Below are 24,968 nucleotides of genomic sequence, written 5' to 3' on the forward strand. Positions count from 1 at the left end.
CTCCGTCCGGCCGGTGGCGGAGCGGGGGGAGCCGGAAGTGCCTTTCGCGGGCCCCCCCGCCGCCGGGGACATCCGCCCGCCCGGTCAGGCGGACGGGCCCACCGGCGGAGCGACGCCCGGGGAGGCGGCGGACGGCGGCAGGGCGAGCGGTCCCGAAGCCGCCAAGATCGGGCGGGCGGAGCCAAAGCCGCCCGCCCCTGGCCTCGCCGGGACCGGGCCTCCGTCCCGCGCAGATGACGCGGATGTCGGCGCGCCAGGACTCGCAGCGGGGACAGGCCCCGCCGGCACCTCCGCCGGGCCGCCTCCCGGTCCGCAGACCCGCGCAGCCACGGAAGCGCGAGCCGGCGAATCGGCGGCCGGGCGGACCGGCGATGCCGGCCAGACCGCCGCGGAACCTCCGCCGGCCGCTGTCCCCCGGTCCGCAGCGCGGCGCGGGCGTCGGCGGCCGGTCTGGTGGCGGGTCCGCGCGGCGCTGCTGGTCCTGTCGATCCCGCTCGTCTTCGCGCTCGCGATCCCCATCCTCTCGCTCGGCCAGCAGATCGCGGCCCCGGCCTGGGTCGTCGCGGCGCTGGAGCGGCAGGCCGACCGGGCGCTGGGCGGCGGCGCGCTGGATTTCGGGGGCATCGCGCTGACGGTGGGATCCGACCTGCATCCGCGGATCGACCTGGCGGACGCGGTGCTGAGCGCCCCGGACGGCACGGTGATCGCCCGCGTGCCGCGCACCGCCATCACCGTCTCCCCCCGGGGGCTGCTCTTCCGCCGCGAGGTGCTCGTCCAGTCGATCGAGCTGGGCGGCGTGCAGATCGACCTCGCCCGCGACGCCGACGGCACGCTCGCTCTCGGCTTCGAGGGCGGGGCCGGCACGCCCCTGCCGCTTTCGCCGGCCGATCTCGACGCGCTGTTCGAGCGCCCCGCGCTCGAGGCGGTGGAGCGGCTGGAGGCGACGGGACTGATCGTCAACTTCCGCGATGCCCGGGCCGGCCGGACCTGGCTGCTGGACGACGGCAGGCTCGCCCTGCGGCGCGAGGACGGACGGGTCGCTCTGCGCGCCTCGGCGGCGCTGCCGGGGGCGCAGGGCGTGACCACCCTGTCGGCCGAGCTGGCGCGGCGGGGCGCGGACGCGACCCTCTCGGTCGATGTGGGCCGGGCCCGGGCGCGCGACATCGCCGCGCAGGTGCCGGCGCTCGAGGCGCTCGCCCTTCTCGAGGCGCCGATCTCGCTCTCGGCCCGGATGCCGGTCGCGGCGGGGGGCGGGCCCGGCCGCGTGGCCGCGACGCTGGAGATCGGGGCCGGCACGCTGCGCCCCGGCGGCGGCGCGGATCCGCTCGGCTTCGAGACGGCAAAGGCCTATCTCTCGGCCGATCCCGGCGGGCGCGAGCTGTCGATCGACGGGATCGAGCTCGCCTCGGACTGGGGGTCGCTGACCGGGACCGGCCGGGTCTGGCTGCGCGACGGCGGGACCCTCGAGGCGCAGGTCACGCTGGGCGATGCGGTCCTGGCCCCGCCGGGCCTGTGGTCCGCGCCGCTGCGGCTCGACAGCGCCGAGGCGGCGCTTCGGCTTCGGACCGGGCCCTTCCGGGTCGATCTGGGGCAGCTGACCGCGACGACGGGGGCGGGCTCGGCCCTGACGCTGTCGGGCCATGCCGAGGCGGGCGAGGGGGGCTGGACGCTGGCCGCCGACGCGACCATGCCCCGCGCCGGAATCGACGAGATCGTCGCCTACTGGCCCGAGCGCATCGCGCCGGGCACGCGCGACTGGCTGTCCCGCAACGTAGAGGCCGGAACGCTGACGGACATCGCCACCGCCCTGCGGCTGGCCCCCGGCGCGGCGCCGGAGCGCTGGACGACCTTCGGCTTCGAGGAGGCGCGGATCCGTGCGCTTGCCGCCTGGCCGCCGATCGATGGGGCCGCGGGCCGGGTCGCGGTCGAGGGCGCGCGCACCGCCGTCGCGCTGGAAGCGGGCCGGGTGGAGACCGCGTCCGGCCGGCTCGACCTCTCGGGGACGAGCTTCACGCTGCCCGATACGCGGGTGAGGCCGGCCGCGGCCGAGGTGGCGGTCGCGGCGCGGGGGCCGATCCCCGCCGCGCTCGCCCTGCTCGACGCGCCGCCCTTCGGGCTGGTCGGGCGGGCCGGGCTGGCCCCGACCGACATGTCCGGGCAGGCCGAGGTGACCGCCGAGCTGACCTTCCCGATGCTGAACCCCGTGCCGCCGGGGGCGCTGCGCTACGCCGCCACGGCCCGGCTGACGGGGATGGAGAGCACGGCCCTGGTGCCCGGCCGGCAGGTCGAGGGGACCGGCCCGCTGATGCTGGAGGCGTCGAACGGGGCGCTGTCGGTCGCCGGCCCCGTCGCGCTGGACGGGGTGGAGGCCGACGTGACCTGGACCCGCGAAGAGGGCGCCACGCCGCGTGTCACGGGCAGCGTCGCGGTGACCGATGCCGCGCTCCGGACCTTCGGCGTCGCCCTGCCGGAGGGCACGGTGCGGGGGGAGGGGCGGGCGCGGATCGCTCTGGACCTGCCGTCGGGCGCGCCGCCGCGGCTCGACCTCAGCTCCGACCTCGCGGGGCTGTCGCTGTCGGTGCCGCAGCTCGGCTGGTCGAAGGGGCCGGGCGCGCGGGGCGAGCTGACGCTCGCCGCCACGCTCGGCCCCGCGCCGGAGGTGGAGCGGCTGGCCCTCTCCGCGCCGGGCCTGTCCGCCAGCGGGATCGTCGACCTCTCCGGCGGACGGTTCCGGGCGCTGCGCCTGTCGCGGCTGCAGGTCGGCGACTGGCTCGACGCGCCGGTGACGCTGACCGCGCGCCCGGGCGGCGCCCCCGCCATCGCGGTGGAGGGCGGAACGCTCGACCTGCGGGGCGCGAGTTTCGGCGGCGGAGGGGGCGGCGGCGGCGGAGGGGGCGGACCGATCGCGCTGCGTCTCGACCGGCTGCAGGTGACGGGGGCGATCGCGCTGACGGGCCTGGCGGGAGAGCTGACCACGCGGGGGGGCCTGGCCGGGCAGTTCGCCGGGGCGCTGAACGGCGGCACGCCGGTGCAGGGCGCGCTGGCCCCGCGCAACGGGGGCACGGCGATCCGGCTGCGCGCGGCCGATGGCGGCGGGGTGCTGCGCGATGCCGGGCTGCTGCCGAACGCGGTCGGGGGGGCGTTCGACATGACCCTGGTGCCCGCCGGAGCCCCCGGCACCTGGGACGGACGCGCCGCGATCACCGGGGGGGTCCGCGTGCGCGAGGCGCCGGCCCTCGCCTCGCTGCTCAACGCCGTCTCGGTCGTCGGGCTGTTGCAGCAGCTGGACGGGCAGGGCCTGCCCTTCGACACGGTCGAGGCCGAGTTCCGCATCGCGCCGGAGGCGATCACCGTCACCCGGTCCTCGGCCGTCGGCGCCGGCCTTGGCATTTCCCTCGACGGGACCTACACGCCCGCCACATCCCAGATGGACTTCCAGGGCGTGCTTTCCCCCTTCTACTTCGTGAATGCGATCGGCGCGGGACTGACCCGGCCGGGAGAAGGGCTTCTGGGCGTGACCTTCACGCTGCGCGGCACGCCTTCGGCGCCGCAGGTCGGGGCCAATCCGCTCTCGCTGCTTGCCCCCGGCATGGTGCGCGAGATCTTCCGCCGTCCGGCGCCGGGGGCGGGGCAGTGACGCGCGTCCTTTCCCACCGCCCGGCGGGCCCTGCCGGCCCATGCGACGGAGCGCCGCGATGAAGCTGTCCGATTTTGACTTCGACCTGCCGGAGGACCTGATCGCGACCCGTCCCGCGCGGCCGCGCTCCTCCGCACGGATGCTCGTCGCCGATGGCGCGGCGATTCTCGACCGTCACGCCTACGACCTGCCGGCCTTCCTGCGGCCCGGCGACCGGCTGGTCCTGAACGACACGAGGGTGATTCCCGCCCGTCTGAGCGGTACCCGGACCCGGGGCGAGGCGGTCAGCCGGATCGAGGCGACCCTGCTCGAGCCGCGGGCGGACGGCACCTGGGCGGCGCTGCTGAAACCGCTGCGCAAGCTGCGCGAGGGCGAGACGGTCCGCTTCTCGGAGCGGCTCTCGGCCGTGCTCGAGGCGCGGGACGAGGGGCAGGCGCGGCTGCGCTTCTCGCTTGCGGGAGAGGATTTCGACGCCGCGCTCGCCGAGGCGGGGGCGATGCCGCTGCCGCCCTACATCGCGGCCCGGCGTCCGGCGGACGAGGCCGACAAGGAGGATTACCAGACGATCTGGGCCGAACGCTCCGGCGCCGTCGCCGCGCCCACCGCCTCTCTCCATTTCGATGCGCCGCTGATGGCGGCGCTGGCGGCGCGGGGGGTCGAGACGACGCGCGTGACCCTCCATGTCGGGGCGGGGACGTTCCTGCCGGTCAAGGTCGACGACATCAGCCAGCACCGGATGCACGCCGAATGGGGCGAGGTGACGCCGCGCGCAGCGGAGGAGATCGCGGCGACGAAGGCATCCGGCGGGCGGGTGATTCCGGTCGGCACCACGGCCCTGCGGCTGATCGAGAGCGCGGGGGCCGACGGGGCGATCGCCCCCTTCGAGGGGACGACGGACATCTTCATCACGCCGGGCTTCCGCTTCCGGGTTGCGGACGGGCTGGTGACCAATTTCCACCTGCCGAAATCGACGCTGATGATGCTCGTCTCGGCGCTGATGGGGGCCGAGCGGATCCGCGCCGTCTACGACCACGCCATCGCCGCGCGCTATCGCTTCTTCTCCTACGGCGACGCCTCGCTCCTCCTGCCGGGCGGGATCGGGGCCCCACTGGACGGCAAGGCCGCCCCCTAGTAGGCGGCGCGAAAGCGACATGCCGTGCCGCGGACGGACCTGACCGGCCCCGCGCCGGCACGCTAGGCCGCCGCAACGGACGCGACCCGCGAAGGAGATGTCCCATGTTCCAGGTGATCGGCAGCGCATGGCCGCTCTTCGTCGGCATGTTCATGCTGATGATCGGCAACGGCCTCCAGGGCACGCTGCTCGGCGTGCGGGGCGGGATCGAGGGGTTCTCGCCGCAGGAGATGTCGGTCGTGATGTCGGCCTATTTCGTCGGCTTCCTCTTCGCCTCGCGCATGGCGCCGCGGATGATCCAGCGGGTCGGGCATGTCCGCCTCTTCGCGGCGCTCGGCTCCACCATCTCGGCGGTGCTGATCCTCTACCCCGCCCTGACCGAGGTCTGGGCCTGGACGGCGGGCCGGGTCATCATCGGCTTCTGCTTCTGCGGGGTCTACATCACGGCCGAGAGCTGGCTGAACGACGCCTCGACCAACGCGACGCGCGGCAAGGCGCTGTCGCTCTACATGATCGTGCAGACGGCCGGCATCTCGATCGCGCAGTACATCCTGACGCTGGGCGACATCTCGGGCTTCATCCTCTTCATCATTCCCAGCGTGCTCGTCTCGCTCGCCTTCGCGCCGATCCTGCTGTCGGTGAACCCCGCGCCCGAATTCTCCACCACCAAGCCGTTGCCGCTGAAGGCCCTGGTCGAAGCCTCGCCGCTGGCCTGCATGGGGATGTTCCTGCTCGGCGGGGTCTATGCCGCGCAGTTCGGCATGTCGGCCGTCTACGGCACCCAGGCGGGGCTGAGCGTGGGGCAGATCTCGCTCTTCGTCACCGCGACCTACGTCACCGCCCTGGTGCTGCAATACCCGATCGGCTGGGTCTCGGACCGGATCGACCGGCGGGTGCTGATCCTCGCCCTCGCCGCGATCGGCTCGGCCGGCGCGCTGGTCCCGCTGATCTTCATCGGCCAGTTCTGGGCCATCGTCCTGGCCGGGGCCATCGCGGGCGGCACGTCGAATCCGCTCTACGCGCTGCTGATCGCCTACGGCAACGACTACATCGCGCGCGAGGACATGGCCGCCGCTTCCGGCGGGTTCCTCTTCATCAACGGGGTGGGGGCCATTCTCGGCCCGCTCGCCATCGGCTGGCTGATGGGTTGGGGCGGGGCGCAGATGTTCTGGGCGGTGATCGCGGTGCTGATGGGCGGGCTCGCCGCCTACGCCGCCTGGCGGATGACCCGGCGCGAGCGCGACGACACCATCGTGGCGGAAAGCGTCAGCTACGCCCCGATCCCGGTCGCCGCCTCGAGCTACGTGGCGGAGGTCGCGCAGGAGATCTACGCCGACGAGATCGGGCAACAGGACGGCGCGCGCGCCGGCATCGACTGAGGTCCCCCTTGCGGCGGACGGGGCGCCTCTGCCAGCGTCGGCGACGGGACGACTTGGAAAGGGGAGCGGATCCATGACGACGGCCTCCGACGTGCTGGGCTGGTGGATCGACGAGATCGGCCCCGAAGGGTGGTATGCCGGCGGCGAGGAGATGGACCGCGCCGTGATCGAGCGGTTCCGTCCCGCCTATGACGAGCTGGTCGAGGGCGGCTACGGGCTCTGGCTCACCGGGGCGTTCGGCGCGCTGGCCTACATCCTGGTGACCGACCAGTTCCCCCGGAACATGTTCCGGGGCGAGGGGCGCGCCTTCGCCACCGACGCCCTGGCCCGCGCGGTCGCCAAGGCGGCGATCTCGAAGGACTGGGACCGCAAGGTGCCCGAGCCCGAGCGCCAGTTCTTCTATCTGCCGCTGATGCATTCCGAGAACATCTCGGACCAGGAGCGCTGCGTGCGCCTCGTCGCCACGCGGATGCCCGAGACTGGAGAGAACACGCTCCTTCATGCCCGCGCCCACCGGGCGGTGATCCGCCGCTTCGGCCGATTCCCCTTCCGGAACGAGGCACTCGGCCGCGAGACCACCGCGGCCGAGGCCGAGTGGATGGAGACGACCGGCTATGGCGGCGAGGTGCGGGCCCTGCAGGAAGCGGCCGGGACCGGGGCCGCGGCCGGGACGGGGGCCGGTTGACCTAACCTTTACCCTTTGTCGTCAGGGTCGGCCGCGCGCAGGGGGGGGCGGCCCGAGCGGCCCGGAAAGGCATGAGGTGAAGCACGAAGCGGTCAGCCCGCCCGCGCCCTGGCCCGAAGGGGGGGACGCCCCCGACGGCGGGGATGCGGCGAAGTCCGGGGCGGAGATCGGGCAGGTGGCGGGGCCGGGCGCCGACCCCTCGACCGTGGCGATCATCGACATCCTCAACATCATGGAGCAGGGGATCGTCTTCTGGTCCGCCTCGGGCCGTTGCGAGCTGCACAACAGCCGCATCTTCAAGGTGCTGGAACTGACGGCCCAGGACCTCGCCATCGGCATGACGCACGAGGCGTTCCGCGAGCGCACCCTCGCCCGGGGCGATACCGGCGCCGATACGGACGCCTATCTGGCGGCGCAGATCGCGGTGCACCAGCCGTACAGCTTCGACCGGACGCTGCCCTCGGGCCGGGTCGTCTTCACCAACGGCCGACCCACGCGCGGCGGGGGCTACGTCGTCACGTTCACCGACGTGACCGATGCCCGCCGCGCCGCGCAGGACCTCGACCGGGCCAAGCGCCAGGCGGAGGAGGCGCAGGACCGCGCGGTCGGACTGCTCGACCAGGAACGTGCCCGACAGGCGGAGGCGAAGATGCTGAGCCAGCTCGACGAGTGGCTGCAATCCTGCAAGTCGCTGAGCGAGCTCTACAACGTCGTCACCCACTTCATGGTCACGCTGCTGCCCGCCTCGAAGGGCGAGCTCTACGTCTATTCCAATTCCCGCGATGCTCTGGACGGGATCTGCAACTGGAACACGACCGACCTGCACGATTCGATCGAGGCGGACAGCTGCTGGGCCCTGCGCCGGGGCCGCGCCTACGAGTTCCGGCCGGACGTGCTGTGCTTTGCCTGCGAACATGTCGCGGCCCACGAGCACCGGATTCCGGTCGAGGAATACATCTGCGTGCCCATCGTCGCGCATGGCGACACGGTGGGCCTGCTGCACATCCGCTTCGACACCGGGGCGGAAGGGGCGGCCCGGATCGCGGACAAGGGCCCCTTCGCCGTTCGCTGCGCCGAGCACATCTCGATGGCGATCGCGAATGTCCGCCTGCGGGACGAGCTGCACGAGCGCGCGATCCGCGACAGCCTGACCGGTCTCTACAACCGCCGCTGGTTCATGGAGGCGCTGCGCCGCGACCTCGCCCAGGCGGAACGCCGCGGCGCGCCGCTCGCGCTGGTCGCCTTCGACGTCGACGATTTCAAGGGGTTCAACGACCAGCACGGCCACGACGCGGGCGACCTCGTCCTGCGCGCGGTGGCCGATCGCATGGGCGAGGTGGTGGGCCATCGCGGCACCTGCTGCCGCACGGGGGGCGAGGAATTCGCGATCCTCCTCCCCGATTTCGACCGCAGGGCCGCCTCGCACCTCGCGGAGGTGCTGCGCGAGGCGGTCTCGGCCAGCCAGGTCCGGCATCTGGACCGGCTCCTGCCCCGGATCACCGTGTCCTGCGGCATCGCCGTCTTTCCCGAGGACGCGACGATCGGGCAGGTGCTGATGCGGCTCGCGGACGAGGCACTCTACCGGGCGAAGTCGGAGGGGCGGAACTGCGTCCGCCTCGTCTCGGCCTGAGGCCGGGCTAGGTTGCCGCGCCGAGCCGCGCGCGATCCCGGCCGGCCGCCCGATCCCGGCAGGTCACGGCGGCCGCGGCGCTGGACCGCGTCGCCCGGAATTGGTTTAACGTCGAACGAATTTGCACGTCCCGCGAGGAGGGCCCCATGGCCGACACGGACTACGACATGATCGTCATCGGCGCGGGCCCCGGCGGCTACGTCGCCGCGATCCGGGGTGCCCAGCTCGGCCTCAAGGTCGCCTGCATCGAGCGCGAGCACCTGGGTGGCATCTGCCTGAACTGGGGCTGCATCCCGACCAAGGCGATGCTGCGGTCCTCGGAGGTGTTCCACCTGATGGAGCGGGCGAAGGATTTCGGCCTCACGGCCGAGAAGTTCGGCTACGACCTCGACGCCGTGGTCAAGCGCTCGCGCGGGGTGGCCAAGCAGCTGTCGGGCGGGATCGGCCACCTCTTCAAGAAGAACAAGGTGACGACGATCATGGGCGAGGCCCGCCTCGCGGGGGACCGCAAGGTGACGGTCAAGACCGACAAGGGCGAAGAGACGCTGACCGCATCGAAGGGCATCGTCGTCGCGACCGGCGCCCGCGCGCGCGAGCTGCCGGGGCTCGAGGCGGACGGCGACCTCGTCTGGACCTACAAGCATGCGCTGGTCCCGCCGCGCATGCCCGAGAAACTGCTGGTCATCGGCTCGGGCGCGATCGGGATCGAATTCGCCAGCTTCTACAACACGCTCGGCGCCGAAACGACGGTGGTCGAGGTGATGGACCGCGTCCTGCCGGTCGAGGATGCCGAGATCAGCGCCTTCGCCAAGAAGCAGTTCGTCAAGCAGGGGATGAAGATCCTCGAGAAGACGACGGTGACGAAGCTTGACCGCGGCAAGGGCAAGGTCACCGCCCATCTCGAGGCGGGCGGCAAGACCGAGACGCAGGAGTTCGATACCGTCATCTCCGCCGTCGGGATCGTCGGCAATGTCGAGGGGATCGGGCTCGAGGAGGTCGGCTGCAAGCTCGACCGCAGCCACGTCGTCGTGGACGAATACTGCCGGACCGGGGTCGACGGGGTCTATGCCATCGGCGACATCGCCGGGGCGCCCTGGCTGGCCCACAAGGCCAGCCACGAAGGCGTCATGGTGGCCGAGGTGATCGCGGGCGAGCATGCCCACCCGATCAAGCCGGGCACCATCGCCGGCTGCACCTATTGCCAGCCGCAGATCGCATCCGTCGGCATGACCGAGGCGAAGGCGAAGGAGGCGGGCTTCGAGGTGAAGGTCGGCCGTTTCCCCTTCATCGGCAACGGCAAGGCCATCGCGCTGGGCGAACCCGAGGGCCTGGTCAAGACCGTCTTCGACGCCAGGACGGGCGAGCTTCTGGGTGCGCACATGGTCGGGGCCGAGGTGACGGAACTCATCCAGGGCTACGTCGTCGGCCGCACGCTCGAGACCACCGAGGCCGAGCTGATGCAGACCGTCTTCCCGCATCCCACGCTCAGCGAGATGATGCACGAGAGCGTGCTCGACGCCTACGGCCGCGCGATCCACTACTGAGGCGGCCGGGTCCATGTCCCCGAACGACCGGGGCAACTGGCCCCTCATCCTCGCGCTCTGGGGCGCGGGGCTGGGGGCGGCCGCGCAATACGGCAAGATCAGTGTGATCTACGACCTGCTCCCGGCCGTCTGGCCGGGGGCGGGCGCCCGGCTCGGCTGGGCGGTCGGCTTGGTCGGGGCCGTCGGGATCGTGCTGGGCGTCGTGGCCGGAATGGGCGTCGCGCGGATCGGCTACCGCCGGTCGCTCCTCTGGGCGCTGTGGCTGGGCGCCGCGCTCTCCGCCGTGCAGGCCGCGGGGCTGCCCTTCGGCTGGTTCCTCGCCAGCCGCGTCATCGAAGGGGCGAGCCATCTGGCCATCGTCGTCGCCGCCCCGACGCTCATCGCCGCGCTCGCCACCGACCGGGATCGGGGGCTGGCACTGACGCTCTGGGGCACGTTCTTCGGCGTGACCTTCGCGCTGATCGCCTGGGCTGGGCGGCCGCTGGCGCTGGGCCCGGGGCCGGAAGCGCTGTTCGCGGCCCATGCACTCTGCATGGGCATCCTCGCGCTGGTGCTGGGGCAGGGGCTGCGGACCCTGCCTCCCACGCCCGGTCCGCCGCTGCGCCTGGGCAACCTGCTGGCCGAGCATGCTGCGCTCTACGCCTCGCCCCGGCTGGCGGCGGCGGGGATCGGCTGGCTCTTCTACACCTTCTGTTTCGTCGCGCTCCTGACCCTGCTCCCGCCCTTCCTGCCGGAGGGAAGCCGCGCCGCGGTGCAGGGCCTCGCCCCGCTGGCCGCGATCGCGGTGTCGATGACGCTGGGCGTCGTGGCGCTGCGCCGGTTCAGCGCGGTGCGCGTGGTCGTGGCCGGGTTCCTCGCCTCGGCGCTCGCGGCGCTCTGGCTCTGGGCGGTGCCCGGCTCTCCCGTCGCGGCTGTGGCGGTGATCGGCGTGATGGGCCTCGTCCAGGGGGCGAGCTTCGCCGCCGTGGCGGAATTGAACGAGACGCCCGCCGACCGCGCCCGCGCCAACGGCGCGATGGCGCAGATGGGCAATATCGGCAACACGCTCGGCACGCCGGTCATCGCGGCGGTGACCGCCGGGGCGGGCTATGGCGGCATGATGGCGGGCGTCACCGCGATCTTCGTCGCCGGGGCCGCCGCGCATCTGGCGCTGGCGGCCCGAAGGCGGGCCGTCATTCGACGGTGAAGGGCGTCCGCGCCAGGATACTGTTCCCCTGGTCGAGAACGTAGCGCAGCTCGTAGGTGCCGGCATCCTCGGGCAGGTCCAGCTCGACCGGGTTGCCCCGGTTCGTCCTGGCGTATTCGAGCGAGCGGTCCTCTCCCGGCACACCGATGGCGATGTAGTCGTTCGCGTAGTCCGGCCCGTCCCAGCCCACCATCACCGTTCCGCCCGCCGCCCCGGTCTGCGGCGCCACCAGCCGCGCCTCGATCGGTTCGACCGTGACGAGCCGGCGGGCCACGATCGTGTTGCCCTGGTCGAGGACATAGCGGATCTCGTACTCCCCCGGCTCGACCGGCATCAGCAGCGTCGTGGGATTGCCGTCGCGCGTGCGGGTGTAGTTGATCGAGCGATCCTCGCCCGGCAGGCCGACCGCGATGTAATCGTTGTCGTAATCGGGCCCCTCCCACGCGACGGACAGGTCGGACCCGGCCGGCGCGCTCTCCGCCGCCTCGAGTACCGGTTTCACTTCCGAGATGGTGATCGGCCGGGTCGCGACGACGGCGTTGCCCTGGTCGAGGACGTAGCGGATCTCGTACTCCCCCGGCTCGACGGGCATCATCAGGCCGAGCGGATTGCCGTCGCGGGTGCGGGTGTAGTTGATCGAGCGGTCCTCGCCCGGCAGGCCGACCGCGATGTAGTCGTTGTCGTAATCCGGGCCGTCCCAGGCGACCTGCACCGTCTCGCCCGCGACGGCGGTTTCCGGCGCCTCGAGCGAGGGCGCGACCTCCGAGACGGTGATCGGCCGGGTCGCCACGACGGCGTTGCCCTGGTCGAGGACGTAGCGGATCTCGTACTCCCCCGGCTCGACGGGCATCATCAGAGAGGCCGGGTTGCCGTCGCGGGTGCGGGTGTAGTTGATCGAGCGGTCCTCGCCCGGGCGGCCGACCGCGATGTAGTCGTTGTCGTAATCCGGGCCGTCCCAGGCGACCTGCACCGTCTCGCCCGCCATGGCGGTCTCCGGCGCCTGCAGTGTGGGGGCGAGGTCGCTGACCGCGATCGGCCGGGTCGCCAGCACGGTGTCGCCCTGCGCCAGCACGTAGCGGATCTCGTACTCCCCCGGCTCGACCGGCATCTCCAGCGCGGCGGGGGCGCCGTCGCGGGTATAGGCATAGTTGATCGCCCCGCCTTCTCCCGGCAGGCCGACCGCGATGTAGTCGCCGTCGTAATCGGGTCCCTCCCAGGTCACCGTGACATCGGCCCCCGCGGCCGCGTCCTCCGGCGCGTCGAGGCTGACCGCGACCTCCGTGACCGTCACGGGGCGCGTGGCGAGCACGCGGTCGCCCTCGGACCGGACGTAGCGCAGCTCGTAGGTCCCTGCCTCCGGCGGCATGACGAGGGGCAGGGGGGCGCCGTCGCGGGTATAGGTGTAGTTGATCGCGCGATCCTCGCCCGGACGGCCGACCGCGATGTAGTCGTTCGGCTCGTCCGGTCCGGTCCAGTCCACGCTCAGGGTCCCGCCCAGCGGCGCGCTGTCCGCCGCCTCGAGCGTGGCGACGAGGACCGGCTCGGGGAAGGCGACGACCTGCACCGCATTCTCGGTGCCGACCGTGAAGGTCGCCTCGGCCGTCGTCTCCTCGATCGTCCAGTAGGCGGTGGCGGTGATGTCGCCCGGCGAAAGCTCTGCGGTGTAGGGATTGCCCTCGCCATCGACGAGCAGGGCGGGGGCCTCGTCCGGCGCGTCCAGCGTCCACAGGACCGGCCCCTCGACCAGCGGGCCGTCCGCGCCGATCCGCGCCTCGAGCGTGATCGTCGCCGGGGCGGCGGGCGGGGCGGCATTCGCCTCGACCACCTGCTGAAGGGCGCCCGACAGCTCGGCCGCATTGTCGGCCGTCAGGAAGAGCCCGCCGGTCTCGGCGGCGAGGCATTCCATCTGCGCCAGCGCCTCGGGCTCGGACGAGACGTCGAAGCCGATGACATGGGCGGTGAAATCCACCCCCGTCTCCTCCAGCACGCGGGCGGCTGCGCAGGGGTCGGGGTTGCAGGTCTCGATCCCGTCCGAGACGAGGATCACCGTCGCCGCCCGCTCGGTCGAGCGCAGCGCCTCGGCCGCGGCGACGACGCTGTCCGTCATCGGGGTCATGCCGCGCGGGTTGATGCCGGCCGCGAAATCGCGGATCGCGTCCGCCGTACCGGGGGCCGGGGCGATCACCGTCTCGATATCCGAGCAGTCGCCCCGGGTCCGGTGGCCGTAGACGACGAGGCCGAGATTCTGGTCGCCCGGGACATCGCCGAGGATCGCGCCGACCGCGTCGCGCGCGATGACGATCTTGTTCACCCCGTCGATCTGGCCCCACATCGACCCCGACCCGTCGAGGACGAGGATCGTGTCGGTCGGCCCGTCCTGCGCCGCGAGAATCGTGGGAAGGGCGGCCAGCGACAGCAGGGCACAGAGGGCGGCGATCAGGCGGGTCATCAACGGGTCCTTCGGGTAATCGGGCAGTCGGAAATCGCCGTAACGTCAGCACATTCGGCGTTCCCCTGCCAAGCCCCCACGGGGCGGGGGATCGGGATGGTAAATGTTTCCTTAATGTTCTATGTCCGGTCAGGGCCCGGCCGGCTGGCATTCGGCGCGCGCGCCCCTATCTCCTGACCTTGGTTGCAAGGGGGCGACATGGCCGAGTTGAGACATATCGAGGTGCGGGGCGCCCGCGAGCACAACCTCAAGAACATCGACGTCACGATTCCCCGGGACGAGCTGGTGGTCATCACGGGCCTGTCCGGGTCGGGCAAGTCGTCGCTCGCCTTCGACACGATCTATGCCGAGGGGCAGCGCCGCTACGTCGAATCGCTCTCGGCCTATGCCCGGCAGTTCCTCGACATGATGGAGAAGCCGGATGTGGACCACATCTCCGGCCTCTCGCCCGCGATCTCGATCGAGCAGAAGACGACGAGCAAGAACCCCCGCTCGACCGTCGGCACGGTCACCGAGATCTACGACTACATGCGCCTGCTCTTCGCGCGGGCCGGCACCCCCTATTCTCCCGCCACCGGCCTGCCGATCGAGGCGCAGCAGGTGCAGGACATGGTCGACCGGATCATGGCGCTGGAGGAGGGGACGCGGGGCTACCTGCTGGCCCCCATCGTGCGAGACCGCAAGGGCGAGTATCGCAAGGAGATGCTGGAGCTGCGCAAGCAGGGCTTCCAGCGGGTGAAGGTCGACGGGGTCTTCCACGAGCTCGACGATCCGCCGACGCTGGACAAGAAATTCCGGCACGACATCGACGTGGTGGTGGACCGCATCGTCGTGCGCGAGGGGCTGGAGACGCGGCTCGCCGACAGCTTCCGCACCGCGCTCGACCTCGCCGACGGGATCGCCATCTTCGAGAGCGCCCCGCGCGAGGAGGAGGGAGCCGAGCCCGAGCGGACCACCTTCTCCGAACGGTTCGCCTGCCCGGTCAGCGGCTTCACCATTCCCGAGATCGAGCCGCGCCTCTTCTCGTTCAACGCGCCCTTCGGCGCCTGCCCGTCCTGCGACGGGCTGGGGGTGGAGCTGTTCTTCGACCCCGCCCTGATCGTGCCCGACGTCACGATGAAGCTGAACGACGGCGCCATTGCCACGTGGCGCAAGTCCAAGAGCCCCTACGTGACGCAGACGATCAACGCGATCGCCAAGCATTACGGCGTCGATCCCAAGTCGCGCTGGAAGGACCTGCCCGAGCGGGTGCAGGAAGTGTTCCTGTCGGGCTCAGGCAAAGAGGAGATCGCCTTCCGCTACGACGAGGGCGGGCGCGTCTACACGGTCAGCCGGCCCTACGAGGGGATCATCCCCAACATGGAGCGGCGCTACCGCGAGACCGATTCGAGCTGGGTCCGCGAGGAGTTCGAGCAGTTCCAGAACAACCGGCCCTGCGGCACCTGCGGCGGCTACCGCCTGCGGGAAGAGGCGCTGGCGGTGAAGATCGGCGGCCCGAAGCCCGAGGACCGGCTGCATGTCGGCCAGGTCGTGCAGATGTCGATCCGCGAGGCCTTCGACTGGTGCGAGCGCGTGCCGGCGCAGCTGAGCAAGCAGAAGAACGAGATCGCCCGCGCCATCCTCAAGGAGATCCGCGAGCGGCTGGGCTTCCTCAACAACGTGGGCCTCGAATACCTGACCCTGTCGCGCAATGCCGGCACGCTGTCGGGGGGCGAGTCCCAGCGCATCCGGCTGGCGAGCCAGATCGGCTCGGGCCTGACCGGCGTGCTCTACGTCCTCGACGAGCCGTCCATCGGCCTGCATCAGCGCGACAACGACCGGCTGCTGACCACGCTCAAGAACCTGCGCGACCAGGGCAATACCGTCATCGTCGTCGAACATGACGAGGAGGCGATCCGCGAGGCGGATTACGTCTTCGACATCGGGCCGGGCGCGGGCGTGCATGGCGGCCATGTCGTGGCCCACGGCACGCCGCAGCAGATCATGGAGAATCCCGACAGCGTGACCGGCGACTACCTCGCCGGGCGACGTGAGATCGCGGTCCCGGCCGAACGGCGCAAGGGCAACAAGAAGAAGCTGACGGTGGTCAAGGCGACCGGCAACAACCTCAAGGACGTGACCGTCGACTTCCCGCTGGGCAAGTTCGTCTGCGTGACCGGCGTGTCGGGCGGCGGCAAGTCCACGCTGACGATCGAGACGCTCTACAAGAACGCCGCGATGAAGCTGAACGGCGCGCGCGAGACGCCTGCGCCTTGCGAGACGATCAAGGGCTTCGAGCATCTCGACAAGGTCATCGACATCGACCAGCGCCCCATCGGCCGGACGCCCCGGTCCAACCCCGCCACCTATACCGGCGCCTTCACCCCGATCCGCGACTGGTTCGCCGGCCTGCCGGAGGCGAAGGCGCGCGGCTACAAGCCCGGGCGGTTCAGCTTCAACGTGAAGGGCGGCCGCTGCGAGGCCTGCCAGGGCGACGGTGTCATCAAGATCGAGATGCACTTCCTTCCGGACGTCTACGTCACCTGCGAGACCTGCAAGGGCGCCCGCTACAACCGCGAGACGATGGAGGTCCAGTTCAAGGGCAAGTCCATCGCCGACGTGCTCGACATGACGGTCGAGGACGCGCAGGACTTCTTCCAGGCGGTGCCGAGCATCCGCGAGAAGATGGACGCCCTCGTCCGCGTCGGCCTCGGCTACATCAAGGTCGGGCAGCAGGCCACGACCCTGTCGGGGGGCGAGGCACAGCGGGTGAAGCTGTCGAAGGAGCTGTCGAAACGCTCCACCGGCCGCACGCTCTACATCCTCGACGAGCCGACGACGGGCCTCCATTTCGAGGACGTGCGCAAGCTGCTCGAGGTGCTGCACGAGCTGGTCGAGCAGGGGAACACGGTCGTCGTGATCGAGCACAATCTCGACGTGGTGAAGACCGCCGACTGGATCGTCGACATCGGCCCCGAAGGCGGCGACGGCGGCGGCACGCTGGTCGCGACCGGCACGCCCGAGGACGTGGCCCAGGTCGCCGAAAGCCATACCGGCCGCTACCTCGCCCCGATGCTGAAGCCGCGCAAGGTGGCCGCCGAGTAGCGCCGAGCCTGGCGGTCGCGCCCCTTCGGCCGGCCTCGTTCCGTGGCCGGCCGCAGGCGCACCGCGTGTCCCTTGCGTCAGTCCGTGGGTGTCAGTCCCGGGCCGCGAACAGCGAAGCGGCCGCGCGCTCCGGCAGGTCGAGGATCGCGAGCGCCTCTTCCGGGGTGCCGGCGACCGAGATCGACATCATGCCCAGTCCCTCCCAGCTGCGTTTGGCGAGGGCCGCCATCTGCTGGTGGATTGGGGCAGGGGCGAGAAAGACGATATGCATGTGGGCCGGCGCGTCCGGCGCCGGGTCGAGGTCGGCATGATGCTCGAGGATGCGGGCCTGCATCTGCATGAAGGCCGGCGGATCCTTTTCGTAGCTGCGCACCTGGCGGAAATCGACGAGTTGCCGGACCCCCGGACGGAGCGCCGGATCGGCCGCGAACCGGCGAAAGCCCTCCATCGTCTCGGCGATCGTCACATGCCCAGCGAACCGGACGTGAACGAGGTTCAGGTCGGGTAGGAACGCGTAGTCGAGGGGCATGGGGTGGCCTCGTGGGGAACGTCCCGTTCCTTCCCCTGCGGAACCTTTCCCGATCAAGACCTTCCGGCCTGTCTTGACGCAAGGTCATTCTGTCTGCCCTTCGTCGCGTCGCCGAGGATCGCGCCCGGCACCGGGCCGGGCGCGCCTCGTTCATGCAGGGGCAGGCGGGCCGCTCAATCCATCTGCTTGAAGTTGAACTCGCCGCCTTCCTTGATGCCCGAGAACCAGCGCGCCGTGACGGTCTTGGTCCGCGTGTAGAAGCGGAACGCGTCGGGCCCGTACTGGTTGAGATCGCCGAAGGCCGATTTCTTCCACCCGCCGAAGGTGTGGTAGGACAGGGGCACCGGGATCGGGAAGTTGATCCCGACCATGCCGACATTGACCCGGTGGGCGAAGTCGCGGGCGGTGTCGCCGTCGGCGGTATAGATCGCCGTCCCGTTGCCGTAGGGGTTGTCGATGATGAGGTTGAGCGCGGCCTCGTAACTGTCGGCGCGCACCTGGCTGAGTACGGGGCCGAAGATCTCCTCCTTGTAGATCTCCATGTCAGGGGTCACGTCGTCGAAATAGGACGGCCCGACGAAGAACCCGTCCTCGTAGCCCTGCAGGCGGAAGTCGCGCCCGTCCACGACCAGCGTCGCGCCCGCCTCGACGCCGCTGTTGACGAGCCGCTCGATCCGCTCCTGCGCGGCCTTCGTGATGACGGGCCCGTAATCCACGTCCTCGCCCGAGGTGTAGGGACCGACCTTCAGCTTCTCGATCCGGGGGACCAGCTTGTCGCGCAGGCGATCCGCCGTCTCCTTGCCAACCGGGACGGCGACCGAGATCGCCATGCAGCGCTCGCCGGCGGCGCCGAAACCGGCCCCGACCAGCGCGTCGGCCGCCTTGTCGAGATCGGCGTCGGGCATGACGATCATGTGGTTCTTGGCGCCGCCGAAGCACTGCGCGCGTTTGCCGTTCGTCGCGGCGCGGCCATAGATGTACTGCGCGATCGGGGTCGACCCGACGAAGCCGACGCCCTGCACTGTCTCGTTGTCGAGGATCGCGTCGACCACCTCCTTGTCGCCGTTCACCACCTGAAGAACGCCGTCGGGCAGACCGGCTTCCTGCAGCAGCTCGGCCAGCCGCAGCGAGGTGGAGGGGCAGCGCTCGGACGGCTTGAGGATCATCGCGTTGCCGCAGGTCAGGGCGGGCGCCATCTTCCAGAGCGGGATCATCGCGGGGAAGTTGAACGGGGTGATCCCGGCCACGACGCCCAGCGGCTGTCGCATCGAGTAGAGGTCGATGCCCGGGCCGCCATCGTCCGTGAACTCACCCTTCAGCAGAGACGGCCCGCCCATGCAGACCTCGACCACCTCGAGCCCGCGCTGCACGTCGCCGCGCCCGTCGGGCAGGGTCTTGCCGTGTTCGCGGCTGACCAGCTCGGCCAGCTCGTCCATGTGCTCGTTGATGAGGGCGCCGAACCTCATCATCACCCGGGCCCGGCGCTGCGGGTTGGTCGCGGCCCAGCCCTTCTGCGCCTCGGCGGCGCGGGCGACGGCGGCGTCGAGCTCGTCCTTCGAGGCCAGCGGCAGGCGCGCCTGAACCTCGCCCGTCGCGGGATTGTAGACCTCGGCGAAGCGGCCCGACGTTCCGGTGACCTTCGCGCCGTCGATCCAGTGATGCAGGTCCTGCATGGCGATGTTCCTCCTGTTTCCCTCTCGGGTAGCGCCCCGGCGGCGCCGGATAAAGCGGCAATCTCGCGGGGCAGGGCCCCCGGACCCCGCGCGGCCCCGGGGGGGCGCCCCTACGCGCGGCGCTTGACAGACGGGCGCCCCACCGGGGACGCTTCGTTACGACGGCACGTCAAGGGAGGCTCGCCATGCTCGTCCGCCAGATCCTCGCCGACAAGGACAGGTCAGACCTGCTCTGGGTCACGCCGGAGGCGCGGGTCTCCGACGCGGTCGGCATCCTCTCCTCGAAACGCGTCGGCACCGTGATCGTCTCGTCCGACGAGGGGGCGACGGCGGCGGGTATCCTGTCCGAGCGCGACGTGGTGCGCGAGATCGGCCGGCAGGGCGCGGCGGTGCTGGACCAGGCCGTGAGCGAGCTGATGACGCGCGAGCTCAGCACCTGCACCGAGGATCACGACGCGGTCGCGGTGCTGCAGGCGATGACGGACGGGCGGTTCCGGCACCTGCCGGTGCTGAGGGACGGGCGGCTGGTCGGACTGGTGAGCATCGGCGACGTGGTCAAGGCTCGCCTCAGCGAACTCGCGATGGAGAAGGACGCCCTCGAGGGGATGATCATGGGCCACTAGGACGGGCCGCCGCGTCCCATCCGCTTGCCATCCGCTGCGCAATATCGTTGCGTGCGTCCATCCCGGACGGCCCGGGGCGAGGAGAGACATGCGAACCGGCCTCTATCCCGGCACGTTCGACCCGATCACGATCGGCCATCTCGACATCGTCGAGCGGGCCTGCGGCCTCGTCGACCGGCTGGTGATCGGGGTCGCCATCAACGAGGGCAAGGGCCCGCTCTTCCCGCTGGAGGAACGCGTCGCCCTGGTCGAGGCGGAATGCGCGCCGATCGCCACCCGGCGGAACTGCGAGATCGTCGTCCATCCCTTCGACAACCTGCTGATCGACTGCGCACGCGATGTCGGGGCGCAGGTGATCGTCCGGGGCCTGCGGGCCGTCGCGGATTTCGAGTACGAGTTCCAGATGGTCGGCATGAACCGCGTGCTCGACGCGCAGATCGAGACCGTCTTCCTGATGGCCGATCTCAAGCACATGGCCATCGCGTCCAAGCTGGTGAAGGAGATCGCCCGTCTGGACGGCGACATCTCGCGCTTCGTCCCGCCCCGGGTGCGGGACGCGCTGCTGGCGAGACTGGCCCCCTGAGACGAGAAAAGCCGCCCTTCGGGGCGGCTCCGCTCGATGTCCGACGGGGCCGGACCGGCCCGGACAGGGCCGGATCCACGGCTCAGGCGCCGTAGACCGCCCGGTAGGCGATGTCGCGGGGATCGGTCCGGTCCATGTCGAGGTCGCGGGCGATCCGGGGGTCGAGACCCGACAGTTCGCGCAGGGTCCGGGCGTAGGCGGCGCGGCGGGCGATGCGCGCGCGGACGGTATCGAAGAAGGTCATCTGTCGCTCCTTGGCTTTGCGTGTCTCCCTTGACCGCCCATCTAGTCATGCTGCGCTGCGGCACCACCGCAGGATGGTCAGCCCCGCCTTGCAGGAATTGCATGGGCCGATCCGCGCCCGTGCGGGCGACGAAGTCGTGAGCGCCGCGGCGATGGACCCGGTCGCCGCGACGGGGCATTAGCTGGGGAAACCACGTTCCAGCCGAAGGCCCGCCCGTGACCTCTCCGCTTCTGCCCGCCGCCGCCCTTCTTCTCCTGCCCGGGGCCAGCCTCGCCCAGGCCGACCTGCCCAGCACCTCCGAGATCCGCGCGATCCTCGAGGCCACGCAGGAAGCGCTGACCGCGCCCGACCCGGTGCCGGGGGCGACCCCGGAGGCAGCGCCCGATCCGGCGCCGGCCCCCGCCGATCCCGCGCCCGCCGATCCCCTGCCGGCCGATCCCGCGCCCGCCGAGCCGGAGCCCGCCGCGCCGGAGGCCGGGGAGGACACGACCGCGCAGCAACCCCTTCCCACGCTGGAGGAGATCGAGGCCGCCCGCTACGAGGGCGGTCCGCTGCCCGACGGCCGATCGGCCCTGACGGTGAAGGTGCAGGTGCTGCTCGACCGGGCCGGCATCTCGCCGGGCGTCGTCGACGGATGGCGCGGCGGCATGTCCGAAAGCGCGCTCGCCGCCTTCGAGCGGTCGCGCGATCTGCCGGTGGACGGCATCCTCGACGCCGCCGTCTGGCAGGCGCTGGGCGGCGACGCGGCCGACCCCATCATGATGCGCTACACGCTGCGGGACGTCGATTTCGAGGATCTGAACCCCGACCTGCCGAGCGACTATGCAGATCTCGCGGCCCTGTCCTCGATCCCGCACCGCCGCATCACCGAGCGCGTGGCCGAGGCCTTCCACATGGACGAGGATTTCCTCATTGCGATGAATCCGGGCGTGTCCTTCGCCAGCGGGGACACGATCTGGGTCGCCTCGACCGGCGGCGCCGTCGCGACCCCCGTCACCCGCATCACGGTCGACAAGAGCACCTCTCGTCTCAGCGCCTATGACGCCTCGGGCGTGCTCGTCGTCGACTACCCCGTGACCATCGGCTCGCCCGACACGCCATCGCCTTCCGGAACGGTGACGGTGACGGCCGTGGCACCGCTGCCGACCTACCATTACAACCCGGACAATTTCGTGCAGGGCGAGAACATGTCTGCCCTGACCCTGCCGCCGGGCCCGAACGGGCCGGTGGGCAGCATGTGGATCGACCTGTCCGAGCCCTCCTACGGGCTGCACGGCACGCCGGAGCCCGATTCGCTGTTCTCCCGCCAGAGCCATGGCTGCGTGCGCCTGACAAACTGGGACGTGGAAGAGCTGTCCCGGCTGGTGAGCGAGGGCACGGTGGTCGAGTTCCAGGGCTGACGGCCGGACCGGCGCTCGCGCGCCGAGCGCGCATCGCCCCGCCCGCCGTCCCGTTCCGGCAGTGCCGGCCCCGGGCGGCAATCGAAAAGGCGGCCCTTGGTGGCGATGTCCAGTTGGGGCGCCCACGGCTGTGGCGCCGGTTGCCCATCGGCCCGGGATGTCCGCGCGCATCCCCCGGCGAGCCGACGCGGCAGCAGGCCCATTCCTCCGGTCCACCGAAACGGAAAGGGCCCCGCGCCGGTCGGTGCGGGGCCCTGTCCCATCCGGTCACGAAAACCGGATCAGATCAGCTTGCCCATCGCGACGGCGGTGTCGCTCATCCGGTTGGAGAAGCCCCACTCGTTGTCGTACCAGGTCAGGATGCGGACCATCGTCCCCTCCATCACCTTGGTCTGATCCATGTGGAAGACGCTGGAATGGGGGTCGTGGTTGAAGTCCGAGCTCACGAGCTTCTCCTCGGTATAGCCGAGGATCCCCTTCATCGGGCCGTCGGCCGCCTTCCTGATCGCGGCGTTGATCTCCTCGACCGAGGTCTCGCGCGCCGCCTCGAAGGTCAGGTCGACGACCGAGACGTTCGGCGTCGGCACCCGGATCGCGACGCCGTCCAGCTTGCCGTTGAGTTCGGGCAGGACGAGGCCCACGGCCTTGGCCGCGCCGGTCGAGGTCGGGATCATCGACAGCGCCGCGGCGCGCGCGCGGTAGAGATCCTTGTGCATCGTGTCGAGCGTCGGCTGGTCGCCCGTGTAGGAATGGATCGTGGTCATGAAGCCCTTCACGATCCCGATCTCGTCGTTCAGCACCTTGGCCACCGGCGAGAGGCAGTTCGTCGTGCAGGAAGCGTTCGAGACGATGTGGTCGTCGGCGGTCAGCGTCTCGTGGTTCACGCCGTAGACGATCGTCTTCTCGGCATTGGTCGCGTTCGAGAGCGGGGCCGAGATGAGCACGCGGGAGGAGCCGTTCTCGAGATGGGCTTTCGCCTTGTCGGGCGAGGTGAAGATGCCGGTGCATTCCATCACGATGTCGACGTCGCCCCAGGGCAGGTCCGCCGGGTTCCGCTCGGCCGAGACCTTGATCGGGCCGCGGCCCACGTCGATCGTGTCGCCCGAGACCTTGACCTCGGCCGGGAAGCGGCCGTGCACGCTGTCGTAGCGCAGCAGGTGCGCGTTGGTCTCGACGGGGCCGAGATCGTTGATCGCGATCACCTCGATATCCGTACGGCCGGATTCGATGATCGCGCGCAGGACGTTCCGCCCGATGCGGCCGAAGCCGTTGATTGCCACCTTGACTGCCATATGAGGGCCTCCGGGTCTGGATGAGCCGCCGGCGCCCGGGCGGCGCGGCGACATGGGGCGCGCCGCGCGGGACGCGCGGGCGGGGTCGCCCGCCACATTTGCCTTTCGGGGCGAAAGGTCAACACTTCCGCTCTCATCGCCAGAAGGCGATGGTCCGCAGCAGGTCGGTGAAGGCCCGCGCCCCCGCGAGCGTCCCGCCCCAGCCGGCATAGAGATCCAGCCCGATCAGCGTGGCGATCAAGACGAACAGGACGAGGGCGAGCCGCGTGGTCATGGCGGTCAGGCTAGGCGCGGGCCGCGCCGCTGCCCAGAGGGCGGCGCACGACCCGGCCGGACTCAGGCCGGCATCTGCAGCGAACGCGCCACTCTGTCCTCGAGCAGGCGGACGCCGCCCTCGTCGATGGCGACGATCTCGGCCGTGCCGATCGCGGTGCCGACGCCGACCTTGACGACGCGGCCGTCGGCCAGGCGCATCAGGGCGGTCGGCGTCTCGGAGAGGAACAGCCCGATCAGGACGGTCTCGTCCAGCTCGATTCCCTGCGGCGCGCGCGCCGCCTCGGCCACGATGGTGTTGCTCATGGATCCATGCCCCCAGGGTTCCGGTGAACGGGTCGGACGGTTCCTGCCGCGCCCCATTGGAAAGCGGCGACCTAGACAGGGTGGGGTCCGGGCAAAAGAGGCCGCTCTCGGCCCCGTGAGCGCAAATGCCGCGCTGCGGCGAAGTCCGGCCGATCGCCGCGAGGAATCGGCGGCTCAGCGCCGGCGGGCGGCCTTTTCCTCGAGCCCCGATCGCGATTCGCGGCGCGTCAGCTCGGCCTCGATATCGGCGAGGGTGACGCCGCGCGCCGCGCACATGACGAGCAGGTGGTAGAGCGCGTCCGCCGCCTCGGACGTCAGCTTGGCCGGGTCGGCGCGCACCGCCTCGATCACGGCCTCCACCGCCTCCTCGCCGAACTTCTCGGCCGCCTTGTCGGGATCGGCCAGCAGCCGGGCGGTCCAGCTGGTCGCGGGATCGGCGCCCCGGCGCGCGGCGATGGTGGCGGCGAGGCGATCGAGGGCGCTCATGCGGAACTCGCGGGGGTGGAGAGGGGGGCAGGACGGACGGGAATCCCGGCCGCGGCCATGTGGGCCTTGGCCTCGGGGATCGTGAACGTGCCGAAATGGAAGATCGAGGCCGCAAGGACGGCGGAGGCCCCGCCCTCGATCACGCCCTCGACCAGGTGGTCGAGCGTGCCGACCCCGCCGCTGGCGATCACGGGCACGTCCACAGCGTCGGAGACGGCCCGGGTCAGCGCCAGGTTGAAGCCGGCCTTCGTCCCGTCGCGGTCCATCGAGGTGAGCAGGATCTCACCCGCGCCCTTCGCGGCGACGGTCCGGGCGAACTCGACCGCGTCGATGCCGGTGGCCCTGCGCCCGCCATGGGTGAAGATCTCCCACCGATCCGGCCCGACGCTCTTGGCGTCGATGGCACAGACGATGCACTGGCTGCCGAACTTCAGCGCGGCCTCGGTCAGCACATCGGGATTCGCCACGGCCGCCGAGTTGAACGACACCTTGTCCGCCCCCGCCAGCAGCAGGTTCCGCACGTCCTCGACGGTACGGACGCCGCCGCCGATGGTCAGCGGCATGAAGCACGCCTCGGCCGTGCGGGTGGCGAGGTCGTACATCGTGCCGCGATTCTCGTGCGTGGCGTGGATGTCGAGGAAGCACAGCTCGTCCGCGCCGGCCGCGTCATAGGCGCGTGCGGCCTCCACCGGGTCGCCCGCGTCGATCAGGTCGACGAAGTTGACGCCCTTGACCACGCGCCCGTCGGCGACGTCGAGGCAGGGGATGACGCGGACCTTCAGCATGACCGCGCCCTTAGCGCCTGACGCGGAGGGAGCCAAGAGGCCCCCGGA

The 24,968-nt window shown here is 71.2% G+C and carries 20 protein-coding genes; 11 read left to right on the forward strand and 9 right to left on the reverse strand.

The window, feature by feature from the left end:
• Positions 1-37 precede the first annotated feature (37 nt).
• From BUE30_RS13990 to BUE30_RS14020, 7 genes are all read left to right on the forward strand, one after another.
• Positions 38-3,637, forward strand: coding sequence for a YhdP family protein (locus BUE30_RS13990; protein ID WP_139300573.1), 3,600 nt, complete (start codon positions 38-40; stop codon positions 3,635-3,637).
• Positions 3,638-3,695: 58 nt separating this feature from the next.
• Positions 3,696-4,769, forward strand: a complete 1,074-nt coding sequence (gene queA / locus BUE30_RS13995) for a tRNA preQ1(34) S-adenosylmethionine ribosyltransferase-isomerase QueA (RefSeq protein WP_073332210.1) — start codon at positions 3,696-3,698, stop codon at positions 4,767-4,769.
• 104 nt (positions 4,770-4,873) lie between these two features.
• A complete protein-coding gene (locus BUE30_RS14000) occupies positions 4,874-6,148 on the forward strand; it encodes an MFS transporter (protein ID WP_073332213.1) in 1,275 nt (424 codons plus the stop codon).
• Positions 6,149-6,221: 73 nt separating this feature from the next.
• On the forward strand, positions 6,222-6,833 hold the full coding sequence (locus BUE30_RS14005) for a DUF924 family protein (RefSeq protein WP_073332218.1): 612 nt from the start codon (positions 6,222-6,224) through the stop codon (positions 6,831-6,833).
• Between the two features lie 76 nt (positions 6,834-6,909).
• The gene (locus BUE30_RS14010) at positions 6,910-8,463 is read left to right on the forward strand and encodes a sensor domain-containing diguanylate cyclase (RefSeq protein ID WP_139300574.1); all 1,554 of its coding nucleotides are present in this window, start codon (positions 6,910-6,912) and stop codon (positions 8,461-8,463) included.
• Positions 8,464-8,609: 146 nt separating this feature from the next.
• Positions 8,610-10,007 (forward strand): dihydrolipoyl dehydrogenase, encoded by a 1,398-nt coding sequence (gene lpdA / locus BUE30_RS14015; protein ID WP_073332222.1) that lies wholly within the window; start codon positions 8,610-8,612, stop codon positions 10,005-10,007.
• Positions 10,008-10,020: 13 nt separating this feature from the next.
• Complete coding sequence (locus BUE30_RS14020; RefSeq protein ID WP_073332227.1) at positions 10,021-11,193, forward strand: MFS transporter; 1,173 nt, start codon at positions 10,021-10,023, stop codon at positions 11,191-11,193.
• Here the strand turns inward: BUE30_RS14020 and BUE30_RS17950 are convergent.
• Positions 11,180-13,642, reverse strand: coding sequence for a VWA domain-containing protein (locus BUE30_RS17950; protein ID WP_073332231.1), 2,463 nt, complete (start codon positions 13,640-13,642; stop codon positions 11,180-11,182). The two genes, BUE30_RS14020 and BUE30_RS17950, sit on opposite strands and share 14 nt — an antisense overlap.
• A gap of 198 nt (positions 13,643-13,840) precedes the next feature.
• Here BUE30_RS17950 and uvrA point away from each other — a divergent pair, with 198 nt between their 5' ends.
• On the forward strand, positions 13,841-16,726 hold the full coding sequence (uvrA, locus tag BUE30_RS14030; protein WP_073332235.1) for an excinuclease ABC subunit UvrA: 2,886 nt from the start codon (positions 13,841-13,843) through the stop codon (positions 16,724-16,726).
• A 91-nt stretch (positions 16,727-16,817) separates the two neighbouring features.
• Here the strand turns inward: uvrA and BUE30_RS14035 are convergent, their stop codons facing one another.
• Both BUE30_RS14035 and BUE30_RS14040 read right to left on the reverse strand, forming a co-directional pair.
• The gene (locus BUE30_RS14035) at positions 16,818-17,255 is read right to left on the reverse strand and encodes a hypothetical protein (protein ID WP_073332238.1); all 438 of its coding nucleotides are present in this window, start codon (positions 17,253-17,255) and stop codon (positions 16,818-16,820) included.
• 173 nt (positions 17,256-17,428) lie between these two features.
• Positions 17,429-18,928, reverse strand: coding sequence for a CoA-acylating methylmalonate-semialdehyde dehydrogenase (locus tag BUE30_RS14040; RefSeq protein ID WP_073332241.1), 1,500 nt, complete (start codon positions 18,926-18,928; stop codon positions 17,429-17,431).
• A 185-nt stretch (positions 18,929-19,113) separates the two neighbouring features.
• Here BUE30_RS14040 and BUE30_RS14045 point away from each other — a divergent pair, with 185 nt between their 5' ends.
• Complete coding sequence (locus tag BUE30_RS14045; RefSeq protein ID WP_073332244.1) at positions 19,114-19,551, forward strand: CBS domain-containing protein; 438 nt, start codon at positions 19,114-19,116, stop codon at positions 19,549-19,551.
• Between the two features lie 88 nt (positions 19,552-19,639).
• On the forward strand, positions 19,640-20,134 hold the full coding sequence (gene coaD / locus BUE30_RS14050) for a pantetheine-phosphate adenylyltransferase (protein ID WP_073332250.1): 495 nt from the start codon (positions 19,640-19,642) through the stop codon (positions 20,132-20,134).
• 82 nt (positions 20,135-20,216) lie between these two features.
• Here coaD and BUE30_RS17845 read toward each other — a convergent pair whose 3' ends face one another.
• Positions 20,217-20,378 (reverse strand): hypothetical protein, encoded by a 162-nt coding sequence (locus tag BUE30_RS17845; RefSeq protein WP_170865650.1) that lies wholly within the window; start codon positions 20,376-20,378, stop codon positions 20,217-20,219.
• A 215-nt stretch (positions 20,379-20,593) separates the two neighbouring features.
• On the opposite strand from BUE30_RS17845, the gene BUE30_RS14055 reads away from it, so the two are divergent.
• Complete coding sequence (locus BUE30_RS14055) at positions 20,594-21,778, forward strand: L,D-transpeptidase family protein (RefSeq protein ID WP_244526369.1); 1,185 nt, start codon at positions 20,594-20,596, stop codon at positions 21,776-21,778.
• A gap of 281 nt (positions 21,779-22,059) precedes the next feature.
• Here the strand turns inward: BUE30_RS14055 and gap are convergent, their stop codons facing one another.
• The 5 genes from gap to hisF all read right to left on the reverse strand — a co-directional run bounded on the left by gap (position 22,060) and on the right by hisF (position 24,920).
• Complete coding sequence (gene gap, locus BUE30_RS14060; protein WP_073332253.1) at positions 22,060-23,070, reverse strand: type I glyceraldehyde-3-phosphate dehydrogenase; 1,011 nt, start codon at positions 23,068-23,070, stop codon at positions 22,060-22,062.
• 133 nt (positions 23,071-23,203) lie between these two features.
• Positions 23,204-23,344 carry a hypothetical protein gene (locus tag BUE30_RS17850; RefSeq protein WP_170865651.1) on the reverse strand — a complete coding sequence of 47 codons (141 nt, stop codon included), beginning with the start codon at positions 23,342-23,344 and terminating at the stop codon, positions 23,204-23,206.
• Positions 23,345-23,406: 62 nt separating this feature from the next.
• Complete coding sequence (locus BUE30_RS14065; protein WP_073332255.1) at positions 23,407-23,649, reverse strand: hypothetical protein; 243 nt, start codon at positions 23,647-23,649, stop codon at positions 23,407-23,409.
• 174 nt (positions 23,650-23,823) lie between these two features.
• Positions 23,824-24,135 (reverse strand): phosphoribosyl-ATP diphosphatase, encoded by a 312-nt coding sequence (locus BUE30_RS14070; RefSeq protein ID WP_073332259.1) that lies wholly within the window; start codon positions 24,133-24,135, stop codon positions 23,824-23,826.
• Positions 24,132-24,920: an imidazole glycerol phosphate synthase subunit HisF gene (gene hisF, locus BUE30_RS14075; RefSeq protein ID WP_073332262.1), complete on the reverse strand. Its 789-nt coding sequence runs from the start codon at positions 24,918-24,920 to the stop codon at positions 24,132-24,134. The genes BUE30_RS14070 and hisF overlap by 4 nt, the downstream gene beginning before the upstream one ends.
• Positions 24,921-24,968: the final 48 nt, after the last annotated feature.

Origin of the sequence: Wenxinia saemankumensis (assembly GCF_900141735.1) — a bacterium.
GTDB lineage: Bacteria > Pseudomonadota > Alphaproteobacteria > Rhodobacterales > Rhodobacteraceae > Wenxinia > Wenxinia saemankumensis.

Bases quoted from the DNA above. Each gene is read 5' to 3' on its own strand.
- BUE30_RS14035 (WP_073332238.1), bottom strand. From the start codon at position 17,255: ATGCCCCTCGACTACGCGTTCCTACCCGACCTGAACCTCGTTCACGTC.
- queA (WP_073332210.1), top strand. From the start codon at position 3,696: ATGAAGCTGTCCGATTTTGACTTCGACCTGCCGGAGGACCTGATCGCG.
- BUE30_RS17850 (WP_170865651.1), bottom strand. From the start codon at position 23,344: ATGACCACGCGGCTCGCCCTCGTCCTGTTCGTCTTGATCGCCACGCTG.
- coaD (WP_073332250.1), top strand. From the start codon at position 19,640: ATGCGAACCGGCCTCTATCCCGGCACGTTCGACCCGATCACGATCGGC.
- lpdA (WP_073332222.1), top strand. From the start codon at position 8,610: ATGGCCGACACGGACTACGACATGATCGTCATCGGCGCGGGCCCCGGC.
- BUE30_RS14045 (WP_073332244.1), top strand. From the start codon at position 19,114: ATGCTCGTCCGCCAGATCCTCGCCGACAAGGACAGGTCAGACCTGCTC.
- BUE30_RS14070 (WP_073332259.1), bottom strand. From the start codon at position 24,135: ATGAGCGCCCTCGATCGCCTCGCCGCCACCATCGCCGCGCGCCGGGGC.
- gap (WP_073332253.1), bottom strand. From the start codon at position 23,070: ATGGCAGTCAAGGTGGCAATCAACGGCTTCGGCCGCATCGGGCGGAAC.
- BUE30_RS14005 (WP_073332218.1), top strand. From the start codon at position 6,222: ATGACGACGGCCTCCGACGTGCTGGGCTGGTGGATCGACGAGATCGGC.
- BUE30_RS14000 (WP_073332213.1), top strand. From the start codon at position 4,874: ATGTTCCAGGTGATCGGCAGCGCATGGCCGCTCTTCGTCGGCATGTTC.
- hisF (WP_073332262.1), bottom strand. From the start codon at position 24,920: ATGCTGAAGGTCCGCGTCATCCCCTGCCTCGACGTCGCCGACGGGCGC.
- BUE30_RS14065 (WP_073332255.1), bottom strand. From the start codon at position 23,649: ATGAGCAACACCATCGTGGCCGAGGCGGCGCGCGCGCCGCAGGGAATC.
- BUE30_RS17950 (WP_073332231.1), bottom strand. From the start codon at position 13,642: ATGACCCGCCTGATCGCCGCCCTCTGTGCCCTGCTGTCGCTGGCCGCC.
- BUE30_RS14040 (WP_073332241.1), bottom strand. From the start codon at position 18,928: ATGCAGGACCTGCATCACTGGATCGACGGCGCGAAGGTCACCGGAACG.
- BUE30_RS17845 (WP_170865650.1), bottom strand. From the start codon at position 20,378: ATGACCTTCTTCGATACCGTCCGCGCGCGCATCGCCCGCCGCGCCGCC.
- BUE30_RS14020 (WP_073332227.1), top strand. From the start codon at position 10,021: ATGTCCCCGAACGACCGGGGCAACTGGCCCCTCATCCTCGCGCTCTGG.
- uvrA (WP_073332235.1), top strand. From the start codon at position 13,841: ATGGCCGAGTTGAGACATATCGAGGTGCGGGGCGCCCGCGAGCACAAC.